The following is a 4,079-nucleotide window of genomic DNA, read 5'->3' as shown; positions in this document are numbered from 1 at the left end:
GAAGATGAGGCAGTTCCTTTTGCTAAGGGCGCAGCTGACCAAGGCTTTGGGTTTTTGCTTGCAAATTTCAGCATAGAGTTGAGCCAATATTATTCCGACAATTACCTTACAACAGAAACCAAAGAAAACATTGACGAAATGTGCAAAGGCATCATCGAAGAATATAAGGATCGTCTGCGGGAGAACGACTGGATGCAGGATGCTACCCGCCAAAAAGCAATCGAAAAGCTTGAGAAAATGGATGTTATCATCGGCGAAATAGAAGCAGAGAGCCCTGTAACAAAAGGGCTTAAGCTAATCAGCGCGGAAGATGACGGCGCTTTGCTACAAGGGGTCTTCGCCGTTCAGGAGAACTTTATTAAAAATAATTTTTCTACCCTCCATCAAGAGAACGTCGGGCTGGAACGAATAGGCTCTACGCTTGCGCTTTTTAAATCTTACGAGGTGAACGCAGCATATATCCCTAACATCAATTCCATTGTGATCAACGCTGCTATTTTAAACGAGCCCTACTACAGTCCTTCTTACTCCAACAGCCGGAATTATGGAGGGATCGGCGCTGTCATTGGGCATGAAATTTCCCATGCGTTCGATCAGATTGGTTCCCGTTATGACGCAGACGGAAATGTGCAAAACTGGTGGCTGCCTGAGGATGCGGCAGAATTTGAAGCACGTACACAAAAGATGATTCAACATTTTGACGGACTGCCTTACATGGGCGGTACAATAGATGGAAAGTTGACGGTAACGGAAAACACCGCCGACGCAGGCGGTCTGAGTGTATCTTTGGAAGTTTTAGAGCGTTCAGACAAAGAAGCAGACCACGAGGAGTTTTTCAGGGCATGGACGGAAGTGTGGGCGGATAAGGCAACCGAGGAAGAAGCCCTTGTCCGGCTCAAAACAGACCCCCATTCCCCCGGTGTGTTTCGGGTGAACCAGCAAATGATGCTTATGGATGCATTTTACAGCACATATGGTTTGCAGGAGGGCGATGGCATGTTTTTGCCAAAGGAACAAAGGTTTGAGATTTGGTGAGGCATAAGCATCCATAGCCGAAAAGCATTCTGAAAACAGTGTATAAAAGAAGCGATAGACGGATCAAATTGTCCGTAGATCAATAAAATCAAGGAGTGATAAAAATGAAAAAATTAATTATGGTGGTGTTGGTTGTTTGTATCTTTGCTTTTGCGGCATGTAGCCAGCAAACACCCGCACCACAAGAGGCCGAATCTTCAAACCAGCTCGAAAATCCTGTTATAGAGGTGCAAAGCATAGAAGAAATCAAAAACAAATTGGGTGACGACATAGCCATCAGCTTACCCGATGGTGCATCTGGTATGAAGTATTCTATCATCGACAACAAAATTGGACAAATTGGTTTTTCATGGCAGGGAGATTCTTATAACCTTCGTGTCCAAAAAACAGACGCACTTGAAGATATTTCCGGCGTCTACGCTGAGTTTGAAACCACCAAAGAGCTTTCCATGGATGATTATCCCTATACCATACGCTATAACGAAGGCAAAGAAGGAGTTTCACAGTGGTATGATCAGGGAAATAAGACAACCTATTCTGTCTCTATGGATACTGGCGCAACCGAAGCAAAGCTGGTAGCCATTTCCGTGTTGCTCATTCCTGCAGGGTAACTATTCCGCTCACAAATATAGTAATATGGTCACAGAATCCCTATGAGTATAATTGTTGTATCGTAACAAAAGGGCGCGCCAGCGCGTCCTCTTGTTACGACCAACTTACGATATTTTCACTGCAACATTCAGTTCAAAAACATTTTGCTCTTTATTTATTGTGACAAATCCTCTATATTTTTTAGCAACTTTTTCAATAATTTTGAGTCCGTATCCATGATAACCAACTGGTTCAGAGGTATCTACCGATTGTTTATTGGCTGGGTCATACGTATTTTTGCTTAGAATATACAGAAACCCATTTTTTGTATGCATTTTGAGCAGGAATGACATATCACGCCCCTTGGGCACGGCCTTTAAGGCAGCAGTCGCGTTATCTAACATGTTTGATAAAAGGCTATTCAAATCATTGTCTGCAATAGGTAACTGCTCTGGCACGTCAACTGAGAGCTCCAATTCCACCCCCAAATCGTTGATATCTTTCAATTTGCTGTTCAATATCATGTTCACCAGATTGTTTCGCGTTCGCACGACCGGAGTGATGTGCTCATCTTGTGCAACAAGATTTCTAACATAATCATCTGCTTCTTCGCACGTTCCATTCTTGAGCATAGAATCTACAACCAAAAGGTGATTCTTCATATCGTGACGCAGCATTGCAACCTGTTCTGTATAGCGACTCAGGTTTTGATATCCCTCATTTGCCGCTACCTCTCTTGCGCGCAAAACTTCTATATCTATTCTCTTTTGCGCCGCTTCCCGAATAAAATCAGACAGCGTCATGATGATTGCCACGATGAGTACCGCTACCATAAATATCTTTGCTACTGTAACATGGCTGCTTAAGAAGAAACCGCCTAAAACATCACTTGCGGCTGTCGGCGCTAGGGTAAAGACAACACAAGCGGCAATCGCCAGCAGAACCCCAATCCCAATACGCTTAATCAAGCGCACCCTTGCTGCATATCTTCTTTGCCATTCCAGCAAGCATAAGAAAATGAAGCCGGCATAAATGAGGATCTTCGCTGCCGCTGTAACATAAAAGATTTTATTTAGCATTGGAGGAGGAAGCATGAATAACGCTCCACTCTCCTCTAAGATTACAAGCACAATCAATAAAGCAAACAACAGAATGGACCACTTTCGGTATTTTTTTAACTGGATACACAAAGAAACAAGTATTGGCACAAAAAAAAGTTTCATAATATAGTTTTCATAACTGCTGGGAATCGCATGGCTCCAACTCCCAGCGTATGGCAAAAGGAATATAAACGTTAAAGACCATAGGGATGCCGCAAATGCCAATAAAAGAAGCGACCAATCAGACTTTTTGTAATACAAACGCAACAGGAAAAGCGAAAGCAAGATAATCGCTACGACCATCAACAGTATAGCGGGCATAAAATTTTTTGCAGTTGTTGCAACCACATGGCTATTAAGCGCTCGAACTGTAGTCAGTTTCACAAAGCAGGTGTATACTTCTCCTTCTGCGCTAGTTCCCCCGGGTGGCGAGGGTTCGCTTTGGGCAATGGTCAACGTCTTTCCCAAATAATCAGGAGGTAATGAAATATAAATTGTTCTCTGGATGATGTATTCTTCAGGATTTCCCCGTGGAAATATAATATTTCCAATTTGATTCCCTGCGGCAGGGTGATCTGTATAAAGCAAGTCGTCTTCTAAAAAAACGCTCACATGTTCTCCCAGCAAAACAAGTTCAAGGATAGCGCCATCCTGATCCTGCTCGGAAAATTCTTCAGTTATTTCGCGAGACATATAAAAGGTATCCCCCCTATGGGGCAGCCCTTCATATATCCCGTTATTGTATTGCAGTTCTATTTTTTGTCCCTCGTCCAATGTATAAACATCCCATAACGTTTCTTCTTTCAGGATTCCTACGCTTAATTGTTTTTCGTATTCCGTAAGAGGAGAAAAATAATGGCTGATATAAAGGCAGAAAATAGTGCATAGAAAAACAATGATAATTAGAAATATAAAAAATAATTTCTTTTCGCAGATAAAGCTTAGAAAAATAGACTGCTTCAAATTATAGTCCTCATTCAAAATTCAAAAATTTTAACGCTATTTTAAAGTATATCATATGGAGCCTATAAAGAAAAAAAGATTTTTCACAAAATAGCAGGCAGCTTTGATCAATAGTCCTATACGGATTAACACAACAATATGCGTCAATTGTGTTGTTGTAAGATGCAACTGGCTTGACCCCATATTCTTACTATGTTAAAACATATCATCGTACTTATTCAGGTGCAACCGTGATAAATACGGAAACCGCTACCTCGGGCAGCATTTATGTAGGCTAATAAATATCCCCCTCCGTCAATAGCCAGTAGTTTCGCTAAAATAATGGGAGGCGGTATCTAGATACCGCCTCCCAGTCTTATCAAGCTCCCTTTTGTTGTTGCTTCTCCTTCC

At 42.0% G+C, this 4,079-nt stretch carries 3 protein-coding genes; 2 read left to right on the top strand and 1 reads right to left on the bottom strand.

Annotated elements, in window-relative coordinates; genetic code table 11:
- Together VB081_RS07515 and VB081_RS07510 are read left to right on the top strand one after the other, a co-directional pair.
- A partial coding sequence (locus tag VB081_RS07515) for a M13 family metallopeptidase (protein ID WP_323400207.1) occupies positions 1-1,035 on the top strand: 1,035 nt, incomplete at its 5' end.
- Between the two features lie 104 nt (positions 1,036-1,139).
- A complete protein-coding gene (locus VB081_RS07510; RefSeq protein ID WP_323400206.1) occupies positions 1,140-1,646 on the top strand; it encodes a hypothetical protein in 507 nt (168 codons plus the stop codon).
- 105 nt (positions 1,647-1,751) lie between these two features.
- Here the strand turns inward: VB081_RS07510 and VB081_RS07505 are convergent, their stop codons facing one another.
- Entirely contained in the window at positions 1,752-3,689 is a 1,938-nt protein-coding gene (locus VB081_RS07505) for a sensor histidine kinase (RefSeq protein ID WP_323400205.1), read from the bottom strand.
- Positions 3,690-4,079: the final 390 nt, after the last annotated feature.

The sequence above is a fragment of the Christensenella sp. genome, from assembly GCF_034927525.1.
GTDB lineage: Bacteria > Bacillota > Clostridia > Christensenellales > Christensenellaceae > Christensenella.
The sequence above is the reverse complement of the archived record's forward strand: the minus strand, read 5'-3'. Positions and strand labels throughout refer to the sequence as shown.